At 48.0% G+C, this 26,349-nt stretch carries 26 protein-coding genes; 7 read left to right on the top strand and 19 right to left on the bottom strand.

Annotated elements, in window-relative coordinates; translation table 11 throughout:
• Positions 1-57: 57 nt before the first annotated feature.
• Together OXB_RS17560 and OXB_RS17555 are read left to right on the top strand one after the other, a co-directional pair.
• Entirely contained in the window at positions 58-1,302 is a 1,245-nt protein-coding gene (locus OXB_RS17560) for a glycosyltransferase (protein ID WP_041075963.1), read from the top strand.
• Entirely contained in the window at positions 1,247-1,972 is a 726-nt protein-coding gene (locus OXB_RS17555; protein WP_052484143.1) for an HAD-IIB family hydrolase, read from the top strand. Before OXB_RS17560 ends, OXB_RS17555 begins: the two co-directional genes overlap by 56 nt.
• Positions 1,973-2,020: 48 nt before the next feature.
• On the opposite strand, the gene OXB_RS17550 is transcribed toward OXB_RS17555, so the two are convergent.
• From OXB_RS17550 to OXB_RS18995, 11 genes are all read right to left on the bottom strand, one after another.
• Positions 2,021-2,752, bottom strand: a complete 732-nt coding sequence (locus tag OXB_RS17550; RefSeq protein WP_041075961.1) for an amino acid ABC transporter ATP-binding protein — start codon at positions 2,750-2,752, stop codon at positions 2,021-2,023.
• Between the two features lie 13 nt (positions 2,753-2,765).
• The gene (locus OXB_RS17545) at positions 2,766-3,437 is read right to left on the bottom strand and encodes an amino acid ABC transporter permease (protein ID WP_041075959.1); all 672 of its coding nucleotides are present in this window, start codon (positions 3,435-3,437) and stop codon (positions 2,766-2,768) included.
• A 27-nt stretch (positions 3,438-3,464) separates the two neighbouring features.
• Positions 3,465-4,280: an amino acid ABC transporter substrate-binding protein gene (locus OXB_RS17540; RefSeq protein WP_041075957.1), complete on the bottom strand. Its 816-nt coding sequence runs from the start codon at positions 4,278-4,280 to the stop codon at positions 3,465-3,467.
• A 358-nt stretch (positions 4,281-4,638) separates the two neighbouring features.
• The gene (locus tag OXB_RS18155) at positions 4,639-6,645 is read right to left on the bottom strand and encodes a diguanylate cyclase domain-containing protein (protein ID WP_052484142.1); all 2,007 of its coding nucleotides are present in this window, start codon (positions 6,643-6,645) and stop codon (positions 4,639-4,641) included.
• Between the two features lie 352 nt (positions 6,646-6,997).
• Positions 6,998-8,143, bottom strand: coding sequence for a carboxynorspermidine decarboxylase (nspC, locus tag OXB_RS17530; protein ID WP_041075955.1), 1,146 nt, complete (start codon positions 8,141-8,143; stop codon positions 6,998-7,000).
• Positions 8,144-8,149: 6 nt separating this feature from the next.
• A complete protein-coding gene (locus OXB_RS17525; protein WP_041075953.1) occupies positions 8,150-9,349 on the bottom strand; it encodes a saccharopine dehydrogenase family protein in 1,200 nt (399 codons plus the stop codon).
• Positions 9,350-9,383: 34 nt separating this feature from the next.
• Positions 9,384-10,241 (bottom strand): agmatinase, encoded by an 858-nt coding sequence (speB, locus tag OXB_RS17520; RefSeq protein WP_197539995.1) that lies wholly within the window; start codon positions 10,239-10,241, stop codon positions 9,384-9,386.
• The gene (gene speE / locus OXB_RS17515) at positions 10,222-11,082 is read right to left on the bottom strand and encodes a polyamine aminopropyltransferase (RefSeq protein WP_041075951.1); all 861 of its coding nucleotides are present in this window, start codon (positions 11,080-11,082) and stop codon (positions 10,222-10,224) included. The genes speB and speE overlap by 20 nt, the downstream gene beginning before the upstream one ends.
• Complete coding sequence (locus OXB_RS17510; protein ID WP_041075949.1) at positions 11,079-12,542, bottom strand: aminotransferase class I/II-fold pyridoxal phosphate-dependent enzyme; 1,464 nt, start codon at positions 12,540-12,542, stop codon at positions 11,079-11,081. The genes speE and OXB_RS17510 overlap by 4 nt, the downstream gene beginning before the upstream one ends.
• A 15-nt stretch (positions 12,543-12,557) precedes the next feature.
• Entirely contained in the window at positions 12,558-13,385 is an 828-nt protein-coding gene (speD, locus tag OXB_RS17505) for an adenosylmethionine decarboxylase (RefSeq protein ID WP_041077107.1), read from the bottom strand.
• Between the two features lie 273 nt (positions 13,386-13,658).
• Positions 13,659-13,865, bottom strand: coding sequence for a hypothetical protein (locus OXB_RS18995; protein ID WP_041075947.1), 207 nt, complete (start codon positions 13,863-13,865; stop codon positions 13,659-13,661).
• Here OXB_RS18995 and OXB_RS19515 point away from each other — a divergent pair.
• Entirely contained in the window at positions 13,844-13,960 is a 117-nt protein-coding gene (locus OXB_RS19515) for an S-layer homology domain-containing protein (protein ID WP_144399736.1), read from the top strand. The genes OXB_RS18995 and OXB_RS19515 overlap by 22 nt on opposite strands.
• 168 nt (positions 13,961-14,128) lie before the next feature.
• Here OXB_RS19515 and OXB_RS17495 read toward each other — a convergent pair whose 3' ends face one another.
• A complete protein-coding gene (locus tag OXB_RS17495) occupies positions 14,129-15,055 on the bottom strand; it encodes a polysaccharide deacetylase family protein (RefSeq protein ID WP_144399735.1) in 927 nt (308 codons plus the stop codon).
• A 197-nt stretch (positions 15,056-15,252) separates the two neighbouring features.
• On the opposite strand from OXB_RS17495, the gene OXB_RS17490 reads away from it, so the two are divergent.
• On the top strand, positions 15,253-16,251 hold the full coding sequence (locus tag OXB_RS17490) for a YcjF family protein (RefSeq protein ID WP_041075946.1): 999 nt from the start codon (positions 15,253-15,255) through the stop codon (positions 16,249-16,251).
• Between the two features lie 39 nt (positions 16,252-16,290).
• Here OXB_RS17490 and OXB_RS17485 read toward each other — a convergent pair whose 3' ends face one another.
• Positions 16,291-17,421, bottom strand: coding sequence for a stalk domain-containing protein (locus tag OXB_RS17485; RefSeq protein WP_041075944.1), 1,131 nt, complete (start codon positions 17,419-17,421; stop codon positions 16,291-16,293).
• A 178-nt stretch (positions 17,422-17,599) separates the two neighbouring features.
• On the bottom strand, positions 17,600-18,085 hold the full coding sequence (locus tag OXB_RS17480; RefSeq protein ID WP_041075941.1) for a general stress protein: 486 nt from the start codon (positions 18,083-18,085) through the stop codon (positions 17,600-17,602).
• A 134-nt stretch (positions 18,086-18,219) separates the two neighbouring features.
• On the opposite strand from OXB_RS17480, the gene nadX reads away from it, so the two are divergent.
• A complete protein-coding gene (gene nadX / locus OXB_RS17475) occupies positions 18,220-19,008 on the top strand; it encodes an aspartate dehydrogenase (protein ID WP_041077103.1) in 789 nt (262 codons plus the stop codon).
• Between the two features lie 43 nt (positions 19,009-19,051).
• Here the strand turns inward: nadX and OXB_RS17470 are convergent, their stop codons facing one another.
• Positions 19,052-19,861, bottom strand: coding sequence for a DUF2935 domain-containing protein (locus OXB_RS17470; protein ID WP_041077100.1), 810 nt, complete (start codon positions 19,859-19,861; stop codon positions 19,052-19,054).
• Between the two features lie 109 nt (positions 19,862-19,970).
• Between OXB_RS17470 and OXB_RS17465 the strand changes: the two genes are divergently transcribed.
• Both OXB_RS17465 and OXB_RS17460 read left to right on the top strand, forming a co-directional pair.
• Complete coding sequence (locus OXB_RS17465; protein WP_052484141.1) at positions 19,971-20,429, top strand: DUF1801 domain-containing protein; 459 nt, start codon at positions 19,971-19,973, stop codon at positions 20,427-20,429.
• A gap of 149 nt (positions 20,430-20,578) precedes the next feature.
• A complete protein-coding gene (locus OXB_RS17460) occupies positions 20,579-20,785 on the top strand; it encodes a cysteine-rich CWC family protein (protein WP_041075939.1) in 207 nt (68 codons plus the stop codon).
• A 15-nt stretch (positions 20,786-20,800) separates the two neighbouring features.
• Here OXB_RS17460 and cobT read toward each other — a convergent pair whose 3' ends face one another.
• From cobT to OXB_RS17440, 4 genes are all read right to left on the bottom strand, one after another.
• A complete protein-coding gene (gene cobT, locus OXB_RS17455; protein WP_041075937.1) occupies positions 20,801-21,862 on the bottom strand; it encodes a nicotinate-nucleotide--dimethylbenzimidazole phosphoribosyltransferase in 1,062 nt (353 codons plus the stop codon).
• Between the two features lie 315 nt (positions 21,863-22,177).
• Entirely contained in the window at positions 22,178-23,344 is a 1,167-nt protein-coding gene (trpB, locus tag OXB_RS17450; RefSeq protein WP_052484140.1) for a tryptophan synthase subunit beta, read from the bottom strand.
• A gap of 120 nt (positions 23,345-23,464) precedes the next feature.
• A complete protein-coding gene (locus OXB_RS18150) occupies positions 23,465-25,516 on the bottom strand; it encodes a sensor histidine kinase (protein WP_052484139.1) in 2,052 nt (683 codons plus the stop codon).
• Positions 25,517-25,568: 52 nt separating this feature from the next.
• On the bottom strand, positions 25,569-26,294 hold the full coding sequence (locus tag OXB_RS17440) for a response regulator transcription factor (protein WP_041075933.1): 726 nt from the start codon (positions 26,292-26,294) through the stop codon (positions 25,569-25,571).
• Positions 26,295-26,349 lie beyond the last annotated feature (55 nt).

Below are 26,349 nucleotides of genomic sequence, written 5' to 3'. Positions count from 1 at the left end.
GTCGATAACTTGCTGTTTTTATTTAAATGAAGACTAGGTGGAAAGGGGATTCGTATTTTGCAGAAGAAAATCTTATTTATCTCAGACCATGGCGATCTGCTCGCTCCCCTGGGCAGTGAACAAGCAGGCGGACAGAACAACTACGTCAAACAATTGGCGGAAGCGCTTTGTGAACATGGGAACCAAGTGGATATCATCACCCATTGGGCAAACCCTGACGACCCGCAAATCGAATATTTTGGCGGCAATTGCCGGGTGATCCGGATTGCTGCCGGCAATCGGAACTACGTCTCCAAAAATAAGATGTTCGGCATGCTGCCGCAGTTTTATAATGAAATGAAGCGACTTGTCCCAGTCGAATCCTACGATTTGATTCATACTCATTATTGGCTTTCAGGTGTAATCGGTCTTTATATGAAAAAAGAGTTCAATCTGCCGTGGATCCATACCAATCATTCATTAGGAAAAGCGAAGGAGTTGGCGACCGGCGTGGCGGAGAATACTCGCCTTTCCGCAGAAAAACTTATTCTCGGATCGGTGGATCGGATTGTGGCGACTACGGAATCCGAGAAGGAATTGATTCATAGTTTCGTTCCGGAACCAGCACCGACCGATATCATATCGATTGGAGTGGATCCTGTCTTTTATCCGGATGAAACGGCGGCTTTGGAATCGGCACCCTATTTTGCTTTCGCAGGAAGATTGGAGAAGACCAAAGGGATTTACGTATTGGTCGATGCGTTCCGGAAATTGGTAGCTTCCCATGGCGTCCCTTCTTCGACTAAACTGATCATAGCAGGGGGCGACTCGACCAATGTTGAAGCCTCCGCGAAATTGCCGAAGAAGAAAACGTTGCGAAAAGCGATCGCCGGGTTGGAGCATCGCATCGATTTCATCGGCTCGCAGACACAGAGGCAATTATCCAACTTGTTCAATGGAGCGATCAGCACGATTGTGCCTTCCTATTACGAATCATTCGGCATGGTAGCAGCGGAGTCGCAAGCATGCGGATGTCCGGTCATCGCTTCGAAGGTCGGCGGATTGCAGGATGTGGTGAAGGACCGGGTGACCGGCATCCATGTGAAGAAAAAGGATGTAGTCCAATTGGCAGAGTCGATGGAAAGCCTGCTTGTCAATCGGGAATACGCAGAGGAGCTTGGAGAAAAGGCGTTCCTTCATGCGAATCAAGCATTCCGATGGTCAACGTTATCTGAAAAAATGGATAATTTGTATGAGGTGATTCTACATGAAAAGCAAAACGCATATGCTGGCGACCGATCTCGATGGTACGTTAGTGGGTGATGAGGAGGCGCTTCGATCCTTGCTGCAGTATTACGAGAAACAGCCCTATGAAATTTCATTCGCCTATGTGACGGGACGCCACTTGGCATCTGCCTTATCTTTAATAGAAACGGAGGGGTTACCGGCACCCGATATTCTTATTGCCGATGTGGGGTCATCGGTCTATATAGGCGAGCATTTCATCGAAGATGCCGATTGGTCCGCGCGCATGAAGGCGAATTGGCATCCGATCCAAATTGCAGAAGTGGCCGCCCGGTTCCCGCAATTGAAAAGACAATCATTGCCGAATGAAAAGCGGGTCTCCTATACGATGCAATCGGGGGGAGAATCGATGATTTACCAACTGGAAGAAGCGCTCATCGAAGAGAGGCTTCCGCATAAGTTGATTGTCAGCTCTAACCGGGATGTCGACATCCTGCCGCTCAACAGCGGAAAAGGGGAGGCGCTCCAATATGTCATTCGCAAGTATGCCCATGAAGATGTGCAAGTCCTCATCGCCGGTGACTCCGGGAACGATCTCGACATGCTCAGCCTCGAGTATCCATCCGTCATTGTCGGGAACGCCCAAGAAGAGCTCGCCATCCTTCAACCCGACCCACTACTCTTCCGCGCCAACGCCCACTGCGCCGGCGGCATCCAAGAGGCCTGGATCCACTTCTATGAAAACTAGTTCAGGTTTCGAAACACAAAAAAAACAGCCCGTGGGCTGTTTTTTGTACTATGAAGTTTGTTGCAGGAACTTCCGGGTCCGCGGGTTTTGCGGGTGGTCGAGCACGTCGGAGGCCGTCCCTTGTTCGATGATTTTGCCGTCCGCCATGAAGATGACCTTATCCGCTACATCACGGGCGAATCCCATTTCATGCGTGACGATGATCATCGTCATTTGCCGCTCCGCCAAGTCCTTGATCACCTGCAACACTTCCGCGACGAGTTCCGGATCGAGCGCGGACGTCGGTTCATCCAAGAGGATGGCATGCGATCGGACGGCGAGCGCCCGGGCAATCCCGATGCGCTGCTGCTGGCCGCCCGATAATGTGACGGGGTAATTGTCCGCCTTATGGGAGAGCCCCACTTGCCCTAGCAGGTCGAGTGCGATCTGTTTCGCTTCTTCCGCATTGGCCTGTTTTGAAATGAGCAACGGCTCCATGACATTTTGCAGCGCGTTTTTATTTTTGAATAAATTATAGTTCTGGAACACCATGGCTGTTTGCTTTTGGAGCTTCCGCGCTTCTTCCCGGCTGTATTTTTCTGCGTTGAGCGTGGCATCACCGATCTGGATCAATCCGCCATCCGGTTTTTCCAGCAGATTCAAACAGCGCAGGAGGGTGGACTTCCCGGAACCGGATGGCCCGATGATCGCGACGGTTTCCCCTCGGTTAACTTCGATATCGATTCCATCCAGGACGACAAGATCCTTGAATTTCTTCTTCAAATTCTGCACATGGATCATAAGCACTTTCCTCCTACACTTCATACGGCTTATTCAACCGACGCTCCAACATCCCTTGCAAGAAGGTGTAAATAATCGTGAGCATCCAATAAATCAAAGCTACAGCCAAATACGTTTCAAAATAATTCAGGGAGGCGGAAGCCATCATTTTCCCTTGGGCGAAAATTTCGGCGACCCCTAATGTGAAGGCCAGGGAAGTCTCCTTCACCAAGCCGATGAAAATATTCCCGGTTGCCGGCACTGCATTTCGCACCGCTTGGGGCAACACAATCCGGACCATCGCCTGGAATTTTGTCATCCCGATGGAATGGCAAGCTTCGAGCTGACCTTCATCGACTGAATTGATAGCAGCCCGAAAGATTTCAGCCAAATACGCTGCGTTTTTCATACTTAAGCCGATGATGGCGGCTGTCACCGCATTCAAGATGGACAGCGACGGGATAATCTGGGGCAATCCGAAGTAAATAAGGAATAGCAAAGCGAGCATCGGAATGGCCCGGAAAAACGAGAGGATGACGGCCGTCAATTGATGAAGCACTGGTACCTTATACTTGGTGATCAATGCCATGATCAATCCGATGAATATTGCGAAAATCATCGATATGACAGCGAGTCCCAATGTCAGCGGGATGTATTTAATTAATGTCGGGAACACTTGCAACATGTATTGGATATCAAAATTCATAACGCTCGGCACCGCCTGCCTGTTTAATCAATTACTTGGTTCAACTGTAATATCGTCTTCGAAATATTTATCGGAAATTTCCTTCAGTGAGCCATCCTCGCGCAATTCGTCGATAGCTTTGTTAATCTCTTCGATGAGTGCGTCATTTTCTTCCTTTTTCACGAATGGGAACGCAACTTGTTCAATTGTGATCGGGTCACCGACCATTTTCAATGGCAGATCAATTTTCCCGAGTTCCGCAGAAAGGATATTCCGTCCGCTCACATACGCATCGACACGTCCAAATTCCACTTCATGAAGCGTGCCGTCATGCGCCTCGTATGTCTTAATGTTCACTTCACCGGAAGTATCGGCATTTTCCAAGTTTTTTGCATGGTTGGAGCCCAATACTGCCGCTACCGTTTTCCCTTTCAGGTCTTCGACGGACTGGACGTCGTTATTGTCTTCCCGCACTAAAATTTGAGATCCGTCGTATGCGTAGGGACCGGTGAAATTGAATTTCTCTTGGCGTTCCGCATTGACAGCGACCTGATTGGCGACTGTATCAATTTTGCCGGTTTCCAGTTGGCCCATCAATCCGCTAAAATCGGAGAGTTGCCATTGGATTTCATATCCTAATTTTTCAGCGACCTTTTCCATCACTTCCACGTCGAATCCTTGCAATGTATCGTTTTCTTTAAAAGAGAATGGATAGACTAGTCCAGTAGTTCCGACTTTCAATACTTTTTCTTCGGCTTCTGCTGAAGTGCTCGTTCCTTCGTCTTTCTTTCCACAAGCTGCGACTGCCAGCAGCAGAATGATTGAGAAGAGTGTAAGTAGGACTTTACGATGATGCTTTCTCATTTCCTTTTTCCTCCAATATTTTTATTTCTATAAGCAAAACTATTCAGTTAACTGAATGTAAGTATAAACAAACAATGTATACCTGTCAACTAAGGATTTGGAAGATAAAGTGAATGATAGCGCTTTTATAGCGTATTTAAGAAAATTTTTAAAGAAAATAGAAGAAAACAACCAGTCTCCAAATTATTCTAAATTTTTTATTTCTTTATAATGGAAAAATCAGTATGAGAACTAAATCGCATGGGTGACCTGTTCTGTTTCCCTTGTGCCCGAGCATGCGAAGTGAAGGAGTTAAATAAAAAACCCCGCGTTTTCCATCGGCTGGAGGGCCAGGGAATATGCGGGATTTTCGATTACTTCATTTCATTTCAGAGTCGGAAGGACTGACGCAATTCCTTCCATTCAACTTCGCCTTATACAGCGCCTGATCGGCGGCTGCTATGAATTCTATCGTCGTGTCTTCCGCTATAGGGATTGTGGTGGCGACCCCTAAGCTGATGGTCACAAAATCCGCAATCTTGGAACCGATATGCGGAATCTGTAAACCCTCCACCGTTCTCCGGATTTGTTCCGCAATTTCCCTCGCGCTCGCCTGATCGGTTTCCGGCAAGAGGATGCCGAATTCTTCCCCGCCATACCGGAACACTTTCTGTCCCGTCAATTTCAACACCTCATCAATCGCCGTTGCCACTTTCCGCAAGCAATCGTCCCCTAGCTGATGGCCGTATGTATCATTGTACGGTTTGAAATAATCAATATCGAGCATGATCAACGAGAGTGGGGTTCCGTGCGATATCGCATGATTCCATTTGTCCGCCAATTGTCCGTCAAACGCCCGTCGGTTCCCTACACCGACCAACCCGTCTTTCATCGACAATTCTTGTAGTAGTTCATTGGCATCCTGCAATTGTTGCTCGACCATTTTCCTTTCGGTAATATTGCGCGAGACGATGATCAATTGGGATTCCTCGTCCTTTTTGCCTTCCAAGGAGCGGATGGCAGATTCAAACCAGATATACTCTCCGTCTTTCCGCCGGATCCGATAGGTGGAAACGACATAGCCCGTTTCCAGCAACGTGGCATGTTTACGTTGGATCATGTTAATATCATCCGGGTGAATGAAATGATAGCCACTCATCCCGATCATCTCGGCATCATCGTAGTGCAAGATTTCTTTACCGGCAGCGGACACATACAAATAGTCCCCGCGCAAATCATGGATAGTGATCATATCGCTCGAATACTCCGTAATCAAGCGGAAACGTTCCTCACTCACAGCGATTGAATCAATATGGCTTTCAATCAAATCGCTCATACTATTGAAGTCCTTGCACAGCTGTTGCAGTTCTGTCGCACTCCTGCTGTAAGAGTCTCGATTTACGCGATAGGCATAATTCCCTTTCCCGATTTCCCTCGTTCCGACGAGTACATCTTGGATCGGCTCTTCAATTTGGCGGGCTACCCAAATCATCAAAGTGTACCCAGCAAAAACGACAAGGAGGATGACCATTGAGAACAACAAGGCCATTCGATAAAAGGGATTATAAATTTTATCCTTGGAAATTTCCCCGATGATCAACCACTGATTTTGCGGTACCCATCGATAATCCCCAAGCACGCTATCGCCATTCTGAGTCGTATAAAAATGCTTGGCCGGGGGCTCATCCTCCAATGCCCTACGAAAGATGGCAGAATCCAATTTTTCGCCAATCTGCCCTTGCCGTGATTCGGTGATCAGTGTCCCATCCCGGTTGACGAGATACGTCTCCTGGTTGTCATCATGGAATTGCGCCATGATCTCATTAATTGTTCGAATAGGCACGGATCCGAATATCAATCCTAGGAAGGTGCCTGAGTAATCATAGACAGGGGCTGAGAAAATGATGATTGGCTCGTTCAATTGACGACCGATGAGCATATCTGAAATGTACGCTTTCCCTTGTTTCGCTTTCAGATAATAATCCCGGTCGGATACATCCACCTCGCCGGCTCCTTTCGTACCAATGACGGTTTTTCCGGCTCGGTTGACATAAACGATACCACTGAATTCGGAGTGATTATCGTGAAACGCGCGCAGCGCTTCCTCCGTTTTATTCGTATCACCATCCCGTATGGATGGCAATGCGGAGATGAATCGGATATCCGCCAACCTATCAACGAACCAATCCCCGACGACGACTTGCTGAAGATCGATCATCTTGCTGATAACCTGGCGGGCATCCTCCCGTTTATGGGTTTTCCCTACTAAGAAAAACGGAATGGACGCAAGAAGGACCAATACCGCAATCATGCAAATGAACCAAAAACGCAGTCTTCCTTTTAAAGTGGAGATATCGAATCGTTGAAATAGACGCTCAATAGACATACTATTCACTTGCCTTCCGTGGAAAAATTGCATAAAAAAACCAACCGCGTGAAGACTGGTTGCAATTACATAGTGCAGAAGTAGGGTTTTTTGATTAATGATAGCTACAGGTCGTCAATTTATATAACTTATTCTCTATGTTAAATGATAAGATTAGAAGTTTCAAACATAAATTGGCATTTGGAAAGAGGGAAGAATGATGCTTGGAGAAATGGGAAGTATTGCCAAACCGTTATTCTATTTTTGGTCGTGGGGGAGGGGCGTGCCCATCCGGAATGATAAACGCAACCCAGATGTGTTCAAATGAAAAAAAACTGCCCAAGCAGCAAGAATAGCTGCTAGGCAGGTTTCATCATGACAATCGTTCTTTAAAATCCTCGTACCCGAACTCCTTGATGACTTGGATGCCGTTGTCGACAGTGTTCAAGACGATCGACGGCAAATTCATGCCGTTGAACGTATTGTTCTTCACCATGGAATAATGGGCCATATCGCAGAACACAAGCTTGTCCCCTGGCTTAAGCGGATCGTCAAAGGAATAGTCCCCGATGACATCCCCGGCAAGGCAGGTCGTTCCGCCAAGGCGGATCGTATGCGCCTTTTCCCCGGGCTTGCCCGCACCGATGATTTCCGGACGATACGGCATTTCCAAGACGTCCGGCATATGGCAAGTGGCGGACGTGTCCAGGATGGCGATCGGCATGCCATTATACATCGTATCCATCACCGTTGCCACAAGGTATCCAGTATTCAGCGCAATCGCTTCACCAGGTTCCAAATACACTTCCAGGCCGTATTTGTCCTGCATGAATTGAATCGAGCGGATGAGCGTCTCCATGTCATAGTCGGATCTCGTAATATGGTGCCCTCCGCCGAAATTGATCCACTTCATGTCCTTCAAATACTTGCCGAACTTCTCATCGATGACTTGAATTGTCCGTTCCAATGTATCCGAGTTTTGCTCGCACATCGTATGGAAATGAAGGCCGCTGATGCCGTCCAATTGGTCGGGTTCGAATTGGTCGAGCGTCACCCCGAAACGGGAGTGGGTGAAACATGGATTGTACAAATCGACTTCGATCTCCGAATACTCCGGGTTGATGCGGATGCCGCACTCGATCTGTTTCGGATAGTTCCGAACCCGCTCTTTGAATTGCTTCCATTGGCGGAAGGAATTGAAAACGATATGATCGGAGTATTTCATGATGTCATCGAATTCGGCAGCGGAAAAGGCAGGTGCATACGTATGCACCTCTTTGCCCATTTCCTCATAGCCGAGACGCGCCTCCAATAAGCCGCTGGATGTGACACCGTTCAAATACTTTCCGATGAGTGGATAGACGGAAAACATCGAAAACCCTTTTTGGGCAAGCAAAATCTTGCAGCTGGTCCGGTCGATGACGGATTTCAGTTTCTCCAAGTTCCGGATGAGCAATCCTTCGTCCACCACATAGGAGGGGGAGGGGACTGCGTGTACATCAAAATTCAATTCGGTCATGCCCCCTTAGTCAATCAACACAGGATTGAAATCTTCTTGCCATGGCAGGCCGTATTCATTCAACGCTTCCATGAATGGATCCGGATCGAATTCCTCGACATTGTAAACGCCCGGTTTCTTCCATTTACCCGTCAAGATCATCATCGCGCCGATCATGGCCGGCACGCCGGTCGTATAGGAAATCGCTTGGGATCCGACTTCGCGATAACATTCTTGGTGGTCGCAAACGTTATAGACATAATACGTTTTCTCTTCGCCGTCCTTCACGCCTTGGAAAATACAGCCGATGTTCGTTTTCCCTTTCGTACGCGGCCCAAGGGAAGCCGGATCAGGCAAGACCGCCTTCAAGAATTGTAAAGGCACGATTTGCTGGCCTTCGAATTCGATCGGTTCGATGGACGTCATGCCGACATTTTCAAGGACGCGCAGATGCGTCAAATATTTCTCGGAGAACGTCATCCAGAAGCGGATCTTCTTGATGCCTTTGATGTTTTTTGCCAAGGACTCGAGTTCCTCATGATACAGCAAGTACACATCTTTCGGACCGATTTCAGGCAAGTCGTAGACGCGTTTCAATTCCAGCGGTTCCGTCTCGATGAACTCGCCATCTTCCCAGTAGCGTCCGTTTGCCGTAATTTCACGGATGTTGATTTCCGGGTTGAAGTTCGTGGCGAATGGATAGCCGTGGTCTCCAGCATTGGCGTCGACGATATCAATTTGATGGATTTCATCGAAATAGTGTTTTTGCGCATAAGCGGAGAAGACGCCTGTCACGCCAGGGTCGAAGCCGCTGCCGAGTAATGCGGTGAGGCCTGCCTTTTCGAACTTCTCTTTATAAGCCCACTGCCATTTGTATTCGAATTTCGCTGTATCGAGAGGCTCGTAGTTGGCAGTATCCAAATAATGCACACCTGTTTCAAGACAAGCGTCCATTATGGTCAAGTCTTGGTAAGGAAGCGCGACGTTGATGACGATATCCGGTTTGAAATCATTGATCAGCGCTACTAGTTCAGGCACGTTATCCGCATCGACTTGCGCCGTCTGGATTTTCGTCCGGCCGCCGTCCAACTTCTCTTTCAACGCATCACATTTGGATTTCGTCCGGCTCGCGATGCAAATTTCCTCGAACACATCCGGCACCTGAACACATTTGTGGACCACAACGCTAGCGACTCCGCCAGCTCCGATAATTAAAGCTTTACCCATGTAAAAACACCACCATTTTCATAATAGTTCTATCTTAGTTTTTTGATCCGATCGCCAACAGCAGCTCGCGCAGCACTTTGCATGCAACTGCTGTCGAAACGCCGCTTTGATCATAAAACGGGGATAGTTCATTGACATCGCAACCGACGATATTCAATTCACTAACTTGAAGGATCGCTTGCAATAAATCCATGAAGCTGACGCCGCCCGCTTCCGGTGTCCCGGTTCCTGGGAAGACGGATGGATCGAGCACGTCCAAGTCGATCGTCAGGTAGACCGGCTTCCCTTTCAATTTCTCGATGACATCGAGCAGGCCGTTAAAATTGAAGCGATTTGTATAGACCCGATTTTTGCCCCATTCGAATTCACTCCGGTCGCCTGAGCGGATGCCGAATTGGTAGATCCGGTCGTCCCCGAGCAAGTCCCAGACCCGGTGGATGACCGTTGCATGCGACAACTTCTCGCCTAAGTAGTCATCCCGCAAGTCGGCATGCGCATCGAATTGGATGATATGCACATCCGGATACTGCTTGGCGATTGCCCGCATCGTTCCCAATGTGACAAGATGCTCGCCGCCGATCATGCACGGAATTTTACCGTCGGATAAGACGTTTGCCGTGAATTCCTCGATTTGTCCGAGTGCCCGTTCCGTATTGCCGAAGCTCAATTCCAAGTCGCCACCATCGAATACGGCGATGTCCTCCAAGTCTTTATCCTGGTAGGGACTGTACGTCTCGATTCCGAATGAATCGCCTCGCATCGCTTTGCTTGCGAAGCGGGTGCCTGGACGGAAGGACGTCGTCGAGTCGAAAGGGGCGCCGAAAATGACGATGCCCGATTCTTCATATTCATTATCACAACCGATGAAAGTTTCAATGTTTCGGTTCAACATCTTTCAATTGCTCCTTTACATAGTTTGGGAGAGCAAACGAACCAACGTGGATCTTCGGATTATAATACCGTGTTTCCAGACCCAAATCGTTCCATGCAGAGGCATCCAAGTCCTCGATCGGATCATACTTCTTCGAAGCGAAACCGAATAGCCAGTGACCGGATGGGTAGGTCGGGATATGCACTTGATAGACATCGGAAATCGGGAAGAATCCCATGATCTTCTGGTGGGCACGCTTCATGCCCCGCGCATCTTCCTCATAGAAAGGACTTTCATGCTGATTGACCAAAATCCCTTCTTCCGTCAGTGCTTTGAAACAATTCCCATAAAACTCTTTCGTAAACAGACCTTCCCCCGGACCGAATGGATCGGTCGAATCGACGATAATAAGGTCGTACTCACTCTCTTTTTTTCGGACGAATTTTAATCCGTCTTCGTAATATAAGTTCACTCGCGGATCGGTCAGTTTGGAAGCGGTCTGTGGCAAATATTCCAGGCACACTTCGACGACCATTTGATCGATTTCCACCATGTCGATCTTTTCGATGGTTGGGTACTTCACCAATTCCCGCACCGTTCCGCCATCTCCAGCACCGATGACGAGAACATTCTGAATATGCGGGTTTGTCGCCATCGCCACATGTGTGATCATTTCATGGTAGATGAACTCGTCTTTTTCCGTACACATGACGAGCCCGTCCAATGTCAGAACCCGTCCGAATTCAGGCGTCTGTAAAATATCGATCTTCTGAAAATCACTTTGGCCCGAATAGAGGTGTTTATCCACTTTGATGGAAAATTTCACATTGGGCGAATGGTGTTCTGTGAACCATAAATTCATGCCTCGACCTCCTCTTTCAATACGTTGATGAATTCGATACGGCTATCTTCGGTACCGGTGAGGAAACAACCTTTTTCTTTGCAATAATCGATATACGCAACAATTTCTTCGGTGATTCGTTCGCCGGGAGCGAGAATCGGGATGCCGGGCGGGTAGGCCATGACGAATTCGCTTGCAACATGACCGGCGCTTTCTGCAATCGGCAATGTCTTTTTCGGTGCGTAGAATGCCGTCTGGGGCGTCTCTGCGATGATCGGCTTAATGTATTCATGGTCGAATAAATTGCTTTTGTCCCGCGAGTACCGTCTTTTGATTTCACCCAAGGCGGCTACGAGGCGTTCCAAGTCGAGCTGGCGATCCCCGACCGAAATATAGGCCAGCAGATTGCCGAGATCCCCGAATTCAATCTGGATATCGTACTCGTCGCGTAAAATATCATATACTTCAACGCCGGCGAGTCCGATGTCAATCGTATGTACGGATAATTTGGTCACGTCGTAATCGTACACCGTATCGCCATCGATCAATTCTTTAGAAAACGCGTAATAGCCGTCGATCTTATTGATTTCATCCCGAGTATACTGAGCCATTTCTGTCACTTTGCGGAATGTCTCTTTTCCGTGAAGCGCCAGATTCCTCCGTGAAATGTCGAGGGAGGAGAGCAATAGATAAGAACCGCTCGTCGTTTGGGTCAAGTTGATGATTTGCCGGGTGTATCCTTCGCCAACCTCATTATTGATTAATAAAAACGAACTTTGCGTCAATGAACCCCCTGATTTGTGCATGCTAACGGACGCCATGTCCGCACCGACGGACATCGCGGAAGCAGGGAGGTCCTGTCCGAAATAGAAGTGGGTCCCATGGGCTTCATCGACAAGCACAAGCATGTCATGTTCATGCGCCAAATCGGTGATGGCCTGTAAATTGGAACAGATGCCGTAATAGGTCGGGTTGTTGATCAAAATCGCCTTGGCATCCGGGTTTTCCAAGATTGCCTGCTTTACGTCATCCACGGACATGCCGAGCGGGATTCCGAGCTTGCTGTTCACCCCAGGATTAACGTAGACCGGAACGGCGCCGCTCAATATAAGAGCATTGATGGCGCTGCGATGGACATTGCGCGGCATGATGATCTTTTCCCCCGCTTTGCAGGCGGTCATGACCATCGCTTGGACCGCGGAAGTCGTGCCATTCACCATGAAGAACGCATGCTTCGCTCCGAACGCCTCGGCAGCCAATTGTTCCGCTTCCCGGATGACCGACACGGGATGGCATAAGTTGTCGAGCGGTTTCATCGAGTTGACATCGAAGGACAATGCTTTTTCGCCCAAAAAGTCGGCCAAGGCAGGATTTCCGCGGCCGCGCTTGTGGCCCGGCACGTCGAACGGGACGACCCGCGCTGCTTTGTATTCATTCAAGGCTTCCATAATAGGGGCTCTATGTTGTGTAAGAGTTCCCATCGTATCACCCCTTACTCAATTTTCATCATATATATTGGATCCGCTGAAAATCTCAATCATTTCTTTGCGTAAATTATTCGTAATGCGGAGTCTTTCCTTCGGCGGGATTTCGTAGACGTCCGTATTGAACAAGTAATTCTGGAGATCGATATCTTTGATCAACAGCTTGGTGTGAAAGATGTTGGATTGATACACATTCACATCGATTGCATCGTATTTCTGTAATGTTTCGCTATCGATATAATCCTGGATCGATGTCATCTTATGATCCATAAATAGCTTTTTCCCTTGATCGTTCCTTGTGAATCCTCGAACCCGATAATCGGTTGTGATAATATCCGAATCGAAGCTCCCAATCAGATAATCGAGTGCTCTCAACGGCGATATTTCACCGCATGTTGAAACTTCGATATCCACCCGGAAGGTAGCGATCGAATTGTCAGGGTGATATTCAGGATACGTGTGGACGGTGACATGGCTTTTATCGAGATGACCGACGACGGAATCCCGGGTTTTCAGAATGTTCATTTCCCCGCGGTTGCATGATTCGTCGATCAGTCCGACCGGAATCGATTCCTCCGTGATCAAGATCGTCACGCTCGCACCTTGCGGATCATAATCCTGCTTGCTCACATTCAATACATGAGCTCCGATAATTTCCGTCACATTATATAGGATTTTCGTCAATCGTTCAGAGTTGTATTGCTCATCGATATAGGCAATATAATCCTTCTGCTCCCGCTCACTTTTTGCATAGCTTACATCATAGATGTTGAAGCTAAGTGTTTTGGTGAGGTTGTTAAAGCCGTACAATTTCAGCTTATTTTCCAACCCGACACTCACGCCTTTCACTTGAAGATAAGTGTTATCACTTCGAATCTAAAGCCCAATTATAATCGCTTTATTTGACAATGTCGAACAAAACTTTTCCTCACGGATATATAGCGAATTGACAACTTTCTGCAAGGTTCGAAACTTCAAAAAAAGCAACCGTCCACCGTAGTCAGGTTCGACAGTTGCTCCAGGATTGAAAACCGAAATGGAAATTCTCCGACGCTATGCAGTCTTCCTTTATTATACATTGCATAGCGAACCTGAACAACTTTGAAGTTGCGGCTATGGAGTGAACCGGATCAACCGATCATCCCTCTGCGATGGATTGCCGCGGCCGTCGGTATTATTCGTAATGAAGTAAAGTGAACGGCCGTCCGAGTATACGTCCCGGACTCGGCCAAACCCTTGCATCCGGTCGACGATTTCTGCTTTGTCCGGATCGATGACCAAGATAGCTTGACCTCGAAGTGCGTAATAATCCGATTCCATTTAGAAAAGTACATAGAGACACCCCACTCCTATACAAAAAGAATATCATTGGAGGCAATCCGGATGGAACGTTTCGACCTTCGTTGAAAAAATAGAAGAAACAGGCGGACATTCCGACTGGATGCCTGCCTGTTTGAATGTAGTTTTCCGCTAGGATATACGGGTTTGCTTGGGGTGTTCCAGTTTTCCGGCAAGCTGTCTGAATTTCAGTGCAAGGTGTTCCGGTTCACTTCGAAGGTGTACGGATTTTCTGGCGAATTACATCACTGAACACGCTCTTCACTCATCAACTCGGACACCGTTCCGACTACATATCCTTTCTCTTTAATTTCCCCGATCATCCGATCCAATCCTTCCGACGTCGGCTTGGTCGGATGCATAAGAATCATTGTGCCGTTTTCCACTTTGGACACGACCCGATTAACCATTTCCGTCGTGTCGGGATTGCGCCAATCGACCGTATCCACTGTCCAAAGGATGGTATACATACCGAGCTCCCGGGCGATTTCAATTGTCCGTTGATTAAAACTGCCGCTTGGCGGGGCGAACCAGGTCGGTGTCAGTCCGAGGACTTCCTCGATCACGTCGTTCGTCTTTTGCAATTCCTCTCTCGTCTTCGCCTCCGAAGATTTTGCCAAATCAGGATGGCTGTACGCATGGCTGCCGATTTCATGGCCGTGTAACTGAATCAAGCGTGCCAAATCGGAATTTTTCTTCGTCCAGCTGCCATCCAGAAAGAACGTCGCTTTCGCTTCGTGCTTATCCAATGCCCGGAGGATGGGTTCGATGAATTCATTCCCCCAGGCAACGTTAATCAGCAGGGAAATCATCGGCTTTTCCGGATTGCCGCGGTAAATAGGGGAGGGCGGCAGTTCGCTTAAATGGACGGAGGGTGATACTTCTTTCCAGACGATCTGTTGTTCACTGAAACGAGTTCCCATCTTTTTTAAGCTTTTCTTCTGATCGACGGCTAGGCCGTTATAGCCGGGGATCGCTTTCCAAACTCTGTCGATGGTCGCATCGATTGCCGGGATATCATGCTTTTGTGCATAGGCTTCAATTGCCGTTGCCGTTGATGGGCCATCAAAGGAGGTCGTTATAGGGCTCGAAGTTTGAACCCGCAGATCCCATGGCTGTAACCCGATCCATAAACTGGTCATTCCTAGTAAAATGAGTATTCTAAGTTTCATGATGTTCCTCCTTGAAACACTAATCATCGTATTCATTCCCGGAAACGGCATTTCGATACGGCGGGTTACATTCGCAAATCCGGTTTCAATGAGCCCGAAGGTAGGGAAGATAAGATGGGAGAGATTCCTCGATGAAACCTTCTCCATCTGTGATTCGTAGAATTAAGAAGTAAGAAAATTAGGAAGGAGGACGAACAATGGACAAGCAACGATTCATGTCAGACGAAGAATTCAATCGTCTCTTTGATGAAAAGACGACGGAAATCAATGAGCAGCTCGAAAGGGAAGTGCTCATCGCCATGATCGGGGATGTCAATGCCGGGAAGTCTTCGACGCTGAACCAGCTGATGGAGGCGGACGTTGCGGAAGTCGGAGCGAAGCCGGGTGAGACGGTGGAGGTAAAGAAGTACATATACAAGCAAAACATCGTCTTTGTCGATACACCGGGACTGGATGATATCCATAAAGAGCATTCAGCGGAGACGATGAAGTTTTATAAACAGGCTGATTTGATTTTATTTTTCCTGAACGCTGCCGGCACGGTATTGTCGGATACAGAACTCGTTTCGTTGAAAAAGATCGCCAAGGTGAACAAAGACATCATCCTCGTGCTGAATAAAATCGACGCGGCCGAAGATATCGGCAGCCTCGTGAAATATATTCAAGATCACACGAACTATGAGTACCCCGTCACTCCGATTTCTTCGCGTACAGGCGAGAATATCAGCATGTTGCAAAATGAGATTTTAAGATTGTTGGAAGGTAAAAAAAAGGACATTTTGATGGCCGCGAATATGGCGGATAAGTCGTCTATCGCCAATAAGTGGATTCTCGGTGCAGGCGGATCAGCGGCCGCAATCGGCGCCCTTCCGATGCCCGGCTCCGATTTTGTGCCATTGACCGCGCTGCAAGTCGGACTCCTGCTCCGCCTTTCCGCGTTGTACGGCAAGCCGATTTCCAAAGACCACGCGAAGGAATTGATCATCGCCACGGTCGTCGGCAATGTCGGAAAGACGGTTTTCCGCCAAATCATTAAAGTCGTCCCTGGGGCAGGCATGGTAGCCGGGGCCAGCGTGGCGGGCGCAATGACGATCGCCCTCGGACATGCAGTCAAATATGCGCATGAGAACAATATTGAACTGACTCCGAACGCATTATCGCCTCTTTACCAGAGGTTCTTGAAGAAAGGGAAATGAAAAACGGAACAAGCCACCCTCGGCCTGTTCCGTTTTTATTTAAAATTCGTCAAACACGCCGATCTCTTTCCAATAGGCTTCCTCGCTGATGGCGTCGCGGACCACTTTGGCGGGGACTTGGACTTGCTTGACGGTTTCATCATGGCGGAACGTTTGGGTGAGCCGTTCTTTGATGAAGACAGAGTCCTCGTCGGTTTCAATCGTCGTCCCGGTTATCGTAAGCGCGTGAAACGGCAAGGACGTCCGCTTGTCAAATTGCGTGGCCATGTACCGATCCGTCCTGCTGGCAACAAGGTCATCTTCCAAATTCTCCTCGTTTATCCGTTCAACTAAGACGAGCACATCCCCATAATCATACAGTTGCAAGATGTCGTTATCTTCAACTCTTTTCAGATGATCAAGCGGGTGGGGGGCGGGCAAGTAAGTTCCCATAAGTGCCAAAGAAGGTACATCTCCCAGCCGGACCCATTTCCCGATGTCTTCCTTATACTCCCATACTCCCTTATTCGTAAAATAGAGTTCAGACATCTGTTTCACCGGTTTTCCGTCCAATTTGGTTTCCATTACCGTATCCATGGACAAGGCGCTCGGCTTTTCATTTACGGTCAAATTGGCGTCAAGCGTGAATTCGACGGTGTCCGGATCGTACGAGAAGACGGTTCGATGGTCCAATGTGCTTTTGGACGAATAGCCGGTAAATTCCACGGTGGCCATCTGTTCCAAAAAAGCCTCGATGTTCCGGGATCGGTTGGTCGTCACGTGAATGGCGGACCGATCTTTTGAAAATGAAACGTTGAACCCTTCCAAGGTGGATAAAAATTCATTCGATACGTAATGTGCCGTATTGCGGCGAGTGAGAGGAAACTCGGTTCCTACAGTTTCGCCATTCACATAAATTGCGCCCGAGCCGGTCTTGAACACGATTGTGAGGAATGAATTGGTCACCAATACTTCGCCTGGATTCCCCTCGGAAACATGAAATCCAGCCGCTTCGAATAATGGCAGCACGGGCAGGAGGACTTGTCCGCCTTTTTCGAGTAACGGCTGCTCAGCTCCCTCGATTTCAACGCCGTCCACGAAAAACTTCAAAGGTTGATCTGCCGCTTTAGTTGAAACGCCAATGAGCCCTGTTAACAGGATAGTAAAGAGGGCGATTGCATATTTTCCCATGATTACCCCTCCGTTCGATGAATAAAAAAGAAGACATACCAATATATACCCGCTAGAGAGCGATTAGAACCTAGCGGAAAAAAGGTTTTTCGCAGCAGATCGTTTGGAGGTACGCGTATTTTCCGTTCTGCCAAAATAAAAGGCGTTCACCGCAATCGTGAACGCCTGTCCATATCCATCAGATCCGTTTTCCAGGGGGGATGCCGGCAGATGGGTTTTCCGTAGGGAATTCGATTTGGTTTTCGGGCTGCTGAAGATTAGCTCCCAAATTTGGATCGGTCCCTGCGCCATCTAAACTGGCTGCGCCGCCATTGCCGGAAATACGTTGACCATACTCGCCCTGATCTACGTACAGCAGCATGCTTCCTCCTTCGAGCAGCTTATAATAATTCTCCGCCTGAATCGGATCGAGACCCATATTTCCGAGTGCTCCGCGCACTGGTTCCTCTCCCGAAAACAACGAAGTGAACCGGTCCCACCAGGAACCACCGTCCGGCCGCTCGATTTCCACTCCTGTCCGAGCTTTCACCATCGTGATATCCGTGTCGCGCCTCGCCAGGACATACAGATTATCGTCACTATAACCTTTCAGCTTCAATTCATCAATTTTTGCAATCAAATCATTTTCATTATCAAACACACCGATAAAAGATGTCTCCGCCACGTTTTTCGCCTCCTGAATTCTTGTTGCACTTCCATACCCTTCCCGGACAACCATTCAAACAACGCCAGCCGGTCGAAATGTTCGTCCTTTCACGAAATGTCCGCTATGATGAAAAGGGAAAGGAATGGATTTACATGAATATCGGTTTAATCGGAACAGGTTCCATTGGAAACTTTCTCTTACAGAAAATCAATAAAGAGAAGCGGTTGCCTGGCTGCCAGATTACGGCAGTTTTTGATGAACGGGAAAAGGCGAAGATGACCTTGCCAAGACTGCTGAACACGTATCGCTTCACCGCTTTCCATGACGTGGAAGCATTTTTGAAGTCGGATGTCGATATTGTCGTCGAATGCGCCAATATTGAAGTTGTCCGCTCCTACGCTGCTCAAATCGTCCAGGAGAAGGATCTGCTCCTGATCAGCGTCGGCGCGTTGGCAGATATTACATTATACGAAGAACTTAAAGCCAATGCCAAAGCGCATGGCCATAAAATATATCTGCCTGCCGGCGCAATCGGTGGATTGGATGCGATACGGGCAGCGCAAGTCGGGGGCGGATTACGAAGGGTCTCCTTGGAAACCCGGAAACCGGCAAACTCTTTATCGGATCAGCCATTCGCCGAAGAGACTGTCCTTTTTGAAGGCTCGGCCAAAGAGGCGATTCACCGATTCCCGCAAAATGCCAATGTCGCCATCATTCTCGCTTTAGCAGGCGTCGGAATTCATGACACTGATGTCCGGATCATTGCCGATCCCCAAGCAGAGCATAATATCCACATGATTCAAGCAATCGGGGATTTCGGAAAACTAACGGTTCAGCTCGAAAACCACCCATCGACGCATAATCCGAAAACGAGCCAATTGACGGGACTCAGTATTTTAGCCGCGTTGCAATCATTGGATTCGGAAATTCAGATAGGATAACTCAAAAAGCGGATGGCCTATAACAAGGCGATCCGCTTTTCATTCATTCATTTGTTCTTGGTTTCGCCGGATCGCAATCGGGGGAGGGGACTTCCGCCGTTTCCGCCAGCTTCGTCAAATAATAGCATTCTTCCCGCGCCATATGGTCAGCCATGAGCGGCGTCAACGTACCAAGCCCCTTTTTGGTGAGGCCCAACTCCTCCAACTCCCGCAAGAAAGCTTTGAATATGGTCATTTCCAAATGGATATCATTATGAAATTTAGACAGAGCTGGAAACTTGGTCGCATTCGTCCGTAAAAATCCGGTCAATTCAATCGCTTTCAGATAAAAGGCATCCCAATCTTTCATGAATTTGTGGCTCTTCTTTTTCAACGGTCTCTCAACCCGATCCAGCTGATCGTTGATGGCCCCTGCATGGCCGGCTGCATCCAATAGCCAAAGCAAATCATGGTGGAGCGGGTGGACAGGTGGCGGCATTTCCTCTTTTTCCAAATAGGAGAACAAACGGATTGCCTCTTCCACTTCATTGACCATATGGTTTAGAAAAGTGGGGGTCAGGGAGATTTTAATGTTCCCGACGAGTTGTTCTCGGATGATTGAAAGTTTATAAGTACGGATCATTTCACTGGCAGATTTCGATTTTTGAAGAAGGAGTAGAAGAGCACGCCGATCTAGAGAACGCTTCGAGTCTGCCAGCAAAGAATCGAATTGTTGGATGAAGGCGTCCGCTTGCTCGATAAAAGTCTTCTGGCCCGGCGCCAATGAGTCATGGATAAAGCGTCCGTGATCGCCCAAAATTTGCAGCCAAAAATGAAGTTCATCCCGCGCCGTTTTTGTAAAATCCTTGCTCAAACCTACCACCTCCGGATTCCTCCTGACCACTATATGAGAAGTTATTCCGGAATATGAGGGACGTATGCTACACTAGACAGAACAATCACTCAATCGGGAGGAAAATCGGATGTACGAATTAAAAACAAAAGAGACGGACGACAGCGTCATCGAATTCATTGAACAGGTGGATCACCCGAAGAAACGGGAAGATGCGTATCGCCTTCTCGATATTTTCACCGAAACGACAGGCTATGAGCCGAAATTATGGGGGCCGAGCATCATCGGTTTCGGATCGTATCATTATATCTACAAAACAGGCCATGAAGGGGACGCCCCGTTAGTCGGCTTCTCTCCACGGAAAGCGAAAATCAGCCTATACTTTGCAACCGGCGATCCGGAACGGGAAGCGCTGCTTGCCAAATTCGGCAAGCATACGTCAGGAAAAGCCTGTGTCTATATCAATAAGGTCGATGACATCGACGTGGAAGTTTTGAAGGAATTAATCACCCAGTCGGTCGAGTTCCTGCAGGAGTTGTATCCAGGAGAACCGTTTGGCGAATCTGAAGATGGCGACAGCGTCCAGTGAAATAAACACATACCGTTTCACCGGGTGAGTGACGGTTTCTTTCTTATGCTCGTTACTGACAGTTGGATAGTATTTTCTCATTAGGCGAGTGCAGGAAGGAATATCCAAAGTGGAGGGGTTCAAATATTCTATATCGGAGGGGGAGTATTGTGAAAACAATCGTGGAAGTTTGCCCGATTTGCGGGAAAGGGAATAATTGTTGTAACGGAAAAGAAAAGTCTTTGGGAGATTGCTGGTGTACGCAGGAATCCTTTCCACAAGAGATTTTCGATGAAGTGCCCGCCGATCAACTTCGGAAAACATGCATTTGCCAAGATTGCCTGGATTCATTCAAAAGCCGTGCTCCCGTAAAATAGGAAGCACGGCGGTTTTTATGAAAGCGTAGCACTCGAATCTTCTTCTTTTCCAGCCACTCCGGCACTTTCGAAAGTGGCCATCTCATTGATCATATGGACCGCCGCTTGCAAAATCGGGAAGGCGACAGCCGCCCCGGTTCCTTCACCGAGCCGCATATCCAATTGGACGATCGGTTGTTTTCTGATATGCTGGATGGCCGTAAGATGTCCGGGTTCCGCCGATTGATGGGATAGAATCATATAGTCCGCTACACGGGGATCAATCAATTTAGCCAATAGAGCCGATACAGTGCAGATGAACCCATCTAGCAGAATCGGCACCCGGTTTTCAGCAGCAGCCAGCATCGCACCAGCCATCGCACCCATTTCCAACCCGCCAACTTTGGACAGGATATCATAGGCGTCTTGCGAATCCGGCTTGTGGCGTTCAACCGCTTCGCGGACCACCGCGATTTTCCGCTCATGCTGGACGGAAGAGATGCCTGTCCCATATCCGACGATTGAGGCGGGATCGGCCCCGGTAATCGCGGACAATACGGCACTACTTGCAGTCGTATTGCCGATGCCGACTTCTCCGACAATCAAGCATTTCATACCATTTTCCAGCAAACGCTCCGCTTCCGAATAACCGACAGCAACCGCTTGCTCCGCCTCTTCCCGAGTCATCGCCAACTCTGTCAAAAAGCTTCCGGTACCTGGTCGAATCTTTCTCGGGCTGACAGCTTCCTCCGCGACTTCGCCGGCGACTCCGACATCGACCACTTGGAACGTGGCACCAATCTGCCTGCCAAAGACATTGATGGCAGCCCCACCTTGCACGATATTGGACACCATTTGAACGGTCACTTCTTGGGGGAACGCCGAAACGCCTTCCCGCACAACACCGTGATCCGCGGCAAACACCAAGATGCCAGGCGGTGTAATCTCAAGTGTACGAGTGCCTTTCATTCTCGCCAGCTCCACCGCCAATTCTTCCAATCGGCCCAAGCTTCCCACCGGTTTCGTCAACGTGGCCGAATACGCCTCGGCCTCATCACCTGCTTGAAGATCCAGCGCAGGTATGTTCACTTGAATCATTAAAAAACCCCATCTTTCTTTAATTAAATAAAATTTGAGTATTGCGGTTTATAAATTACTATTATCTTCCGGACGTTTTTGAAGCCTCTCAACGTTGCAGGTGACCCTTCTAACGTTTTTCAGGAACTTCCCAACGTTTTGTTTCAACCTCACAACGTTCAAGCCAAACCACTAAACGTTTCCCAAACCCTTACAACGTTTTGGCTGACGCTCACAATGTTTTCGTCAAAGTTCTCAACGTTCACAACCAACCGCACAACGTTTTGGTCAAACCTCTAAACGTTTCGGCAAACTCCGCAACATGCCACCCTTACCTCACGCCTGCTGCGCTTTTTCTTGCTGAAGCATTTCAAATACTTGTTCCACATCTTTGTCGCCGCGGCCGGATAGGTTGACCAGTACAATATCATCCGGTGACAGGGTGGCTGCGTGTTTCATTGCAAAGGCAACCGCATGGGAACTTTCCAATGCCGGGATGATGCCTTCCGTTTTGGATAATGTCTTGAAGGCTTCCAATGCTTCCTGCCCGGTAACGGGGTAGTAGGTTGCGCGTTCGACATCTTTCAAATAGCTATGTTCCGGTCCGACGCCGGGATAATCCAATCCTGCCGCGATGGAATATGTGGCATCCGGCTCGCCGTGTTCATCTAACAAAGTATAACATTTGAAGCCATGAAGGACAGCGGGCACGCCTTTCGTCATCGTGGCTGCTTCCATCGGCTCCACACCGATCAGCTCCACGCTTGCCTCATTCAAATAATGGGCAAATGCGCCGATCGCATTGCTGCCTCCACCGACGCAAGCGATGACCGTATTTGGCAGTTTCCCTTCCCTTTCGAGCATTTGACGTTTGGATTCTTCGCTGATGACCGATTGGAAGTACTTTACAATAGTAGGGAACGGATGTGGCCCAACCGCCGACCCAAGCAAGTAATATGTATTTTCATAGTTGGCGACGAGGTCATTCAATGCTTCATCCACGGCATCTTTCAAGCGGCCTTGGCCTTTCGTTACTGAAACGACTTTGGCGCCGAGCAATTCCATCCGGAAGACGTTCAATGCTTGTCGCCGCATATCTTCCGCGCCCATATAAATGACGCATTCCATATCAAACATTGCACAGGCTGTAGCCGTCGCGACACCATGCTGGCCCGCGCCGGTTTCTGCAATGACACGTTTCACGCCCATCCGGTTGGCCAATAGGATTTGGCCAATCGCGTTGTTGATCTTATGAGAACCGGTGTGGTTCAAATCTTCCCGTTTCAAATAAATCTTGGCCCCGCCGACCTGCTTCGTCAAATTTTCAGCAAAGGTGATTGGGTTCTCCCGGCCGACGTACTCGGCCAAATAGCGGCGGTATTCATCCATGAAGGAAGGGTCCTGGATTGCTTCCTCGAATTGTTGTTCCAGATGGTTCATCGCATCTTGCAATGCAGGCGGAATGAAACTTCCTCCAAATTCACCGAAATATCCTTTTTCCATGCACATTTCCTCCCTTTTCTCTTATAAGTAATCCAAGTATAGTAGCTGGCAGTTGGCAAGTAAATAGGTTGGCGGAAGAGACTATGACACAATTCCGACAATTATTAGGCCCTCCCCTTATCAATCTTCTTCCATTGGGAAGGGGAGGGTGATGGTGAACTCCGTCCCGACGCCCGGTTCGCTATGCGCAACGATGGTGCCGTCATGTTCAGTGATGACTTCCTTGACGATGGAGAGACCAAGACCTGTCCCGGGCTTGTTTGAATTCCGGACTTTGCTGACGCGATAAAAACGATCGAAGATATACGGCAAATCATTTTTGGTAATGCCCCATCCTTCGTCTTTGACCGTAATGATGGCATGCCGATCTTGCTGCCTGACGGTCACGTCAATGCGCGCGTCCGGCTCAGAGTACTTGAGTGCATTTTTAACCAAATTCATCATGGCCCGTTCGATATAATGGACGTCGATGTCAAGAGAAGGCAGATCCGGTTCGATATCGAACACGACTGTTTTAAATTGGTCGAAATGGGTTCCGAGTTTCTGGAAGAAGCTGGTCGTATCCACTCGTTGGAAGTGGAAAGGCTGTTCTTTCAAATCGATCCGATTCAGTTCAGAAGCGTTCACAACCAAGTTGTTGATGGAATCGAGATGGTTTTGGATGCGCTCGAAATACCGCTCATAGTCCTCTTCGCCGATCAGCCCGTCTTGGATCGCTTCAATATAACCGTGAATCAGGGTAATTGGTGTTTTCAAATCATGTGCAATATTGGCGAAAAGAAGCTTTCGTTGCTGTTCCGTCTCCTGCAATTTTTTATTCGTCTCGATGAGCGAAATGTTCAGGCGAACCAATTGCTGGGTGCGCTCCGACACCTTATCCTCCAACTGGCTGTTCAGCGTCTGGTAGTTGCTGATCAGCTTATTGATCTGCTGACTCATCGAGTTGAACGATTGACTGACCAAATTGAACTCGTGAAGGGATTGCGACGGGATTTCCGCCTTGAAATTTTCATTTTGGAAAGAGCGGATGCCGCCGAGGATTTCGCGGATCGGCTTCGTAAAATTCCTCCATATGGCGATGGAACACAAAATGATGACTAGCAAAGTGAAAATCATGACATTCCGGAGGTGGCTGAAAATCGTTCGCTCATGTGCTGCTAATTGTCGGTCTGTCAAGCTTTTAATATGATCTACAATACCTGCTTCAGGAATTGCAAAAATCAGTTTCCATCCGGTATGGTCAATTGTGGCGGACAGGAAAATTTTATTCATACCGTTGACGTTCAGGAGGACGGGCTGTTCGTCTAACGATATTTGTTGACGGATTGCTTTTGTCAAAAAAGGCAGATCGTTATCCGCCTGATCCTGGTAGGCGATGAATTCATCATTTTGGTTCAGTAATAGGGCGTAGGCGAATTCTTCTTTGAATTTCATATTAAGTAAATGATTTAAGGCGCGGTGTGTCGTAATATCTGCGCCCAAAATGCCGAGTTCCTCATCGTTTGGGCCAATAATAGGAGCCGAAATGGAGAACATTTCATGCCGATGAGTCAGGTCAATATAAGGATCCGTCCAACCTACCTTGTTGCTATTTGGGGAAACATCTGCTCCAGCAGTATAAAAAGTCTCTTTCGTAAAATCGGCATCCGCCGTTAAAAAGCCATCGTGAATCTCCTTTGGGGTGTTCATGGCTGGATAAATACGCCACGCAGATGTTGGAGAAACATAATAAACAGCGACAATGGCTTGATTGCTTTTGACGATTTGTTTCATCGTCCCTTCAATGCTTTTTGTCTGTTCCAGTCGCTCCACCGTTTCCGCCGTTACGGGATAGGAGGCAGTCGCTCCTGTATTGGAGAAATCCCCTTTTACTGATTCCCAATAAACTCCGCCAATATCTTGTTGTAAGCGGAGAGAGTATCCTGGCGGCACAATGGACGATTCAAATACCTCCTCCAAAGTTGTGCGCAATTGAAGGATTTGTTTTTTATATCCTTCCAATTGAATGCTCGTCGCTTCTGCTTGTCTGTTTATATTTTCTTTATATAGATAGAGGGCGTACTCGCTGATATCCTCTTCAATATTTGCCCCTGTCACTGTGATGGAGTTTTTCGTGCTTTGTATGACGAAGTAACTGATGATAATGAGCGGAACAAGTGAGAGAAGAAGCAATGTCCATAGCATCCTGCCTCTGAATGTATAAAAAGATTTATGAAAAAGAGTATTAGCTTTTTTGGACAGACTCATTGAATTTATACCCTGCCCCGCGGAGAGTTAAAATGACCCTTGGTTTTTTTGGATCTTCTCCTAGTTTTTTTCGTAAATTTCCAATATGAACCGTCACCGTCTTTGTATCAATTTCCGACTCGTATCCCCAAACGCAATCCAGCAAATGCTCCGTGCTTAGCACCTGAAAAGGATGGAGCATGAAAAAATGAAGCAGTTCGAATTCTTTGGAGGAAAGCTGGACTTTTTTGTTCCGTATATAGCAATCATGACGTGCACTGTCCAATAGAATGGAATCCGATGTGAAAACGTTCGCCTCTCCTGAAGACACATCTTCTGGCATAGATATTTTTGATTCGTAGTATCGGCGCAAATGGGCTTTCACTCGCGCAATCAATTCATTCATTCCGAAAGGCTTGCCGATATAGTCGTCTCCGCCGACACTTAAACCAATGACCTTATCAATCTCCGAATCTTTACAACTCAAAAAAAGCACAGGTACGTTCGTCTCTTGGCGAATACGTCGGCAAATTTCAATGCCATCGAGATCGGGGAGCTGGACATCCAGCAAGATTAGCTGCGGATTGACAGCTTTTAATTTTTTTAGCGCCTCTTCTGCATTGCTTGCCTCTTCGAAGTTATATCCTTCCTTTTTTAAATAGAGACCAATCAATTCCCGGATCTCTGGTTCATCGTCCACATGTAGAATCGTAGATTGATGCATCATTTCTCCCCCTTTTGAACATGAACTCTTTAAATCACTTCGTAAACGGGTGGTT

The organism is Bacillus sp. OxB-1, from assembly GCF_000829195.1.
Lineage (GTDB): Bacteria > Bacillota > Bacilli > Bacillales_A > Planococcaceae > Sporosarcina.
Note: the sequence above shows the minus strand (reverse complement) of the source record. Positions and strands in the feature narration are given on the sequence as shown.